At 70.0% G+C, this 474-nt stretch carries 1 pseudogene; it reads left to right on the top strand.

The annotated features are described in order from the left end of the window. Nucleotides 1-13: 13 nt before the first annotated feature. Nucleotides 14-474, top strand: a pseudogene (locus tag KD1_RS12635) (hypothetical protein); the annotation flags it as partial.

Genomic DNA, 474 nt, shown 5'->3' with positions numbered 1-474 from the left:
ACTGCTGCAGCAGATGACCTCGCCGCGCACGTTGTCGAACCGTGACGCCCGCGAACGCAAGGGCACCGAGGTTGCCGAGGTGGCTGAGGGCGCCGAGATGGGTGAGGGCGCGGAGGTGGCTGAGGTCAGCGAGGGTGAGTCCGCGGAGCCGGCCAACTGCTGCGAGGCCGCCGAGTCGGACGTCGCGGCGGGTGTCGAGCCGAAGTCACCTCGGGACTGGGCCAAGGAGCGCGGGTTGGCGTTCACCCAGGTCCTCGAACACCTGCCCACCGACGAACTCACCGGCTCAAACGGGGCAACGCTGTTGGTGACGATGCGGGAGGAGGACCTGACCGCGGCGCTGGACAGCGTGGAGGATCCCGAGTGCGGCCAGGACCTACTGACACCCGACCGCACGTCCCGCCCCGCGACGTGTGAAACCGGGCACGAGATCTCAGCCGGAGAAGCCCGCCGCGCCGCCTGCAACGCGGGGTT

The organism is Kribbia dieselivorans NBRC 106261 (assembly GCF_001552435.1).
Taxonomy (GTDB): Bacteria; Actinomycetota; Actinomycetes; order Actinomycetales; family Dermatophilaceae; genus Kribbia; species Kribbia dieselivorans.
Note: the sequence above shows the minus strand (reverse complement) of the source record. Positions and strands in the feature narration are given on the sequence as shown.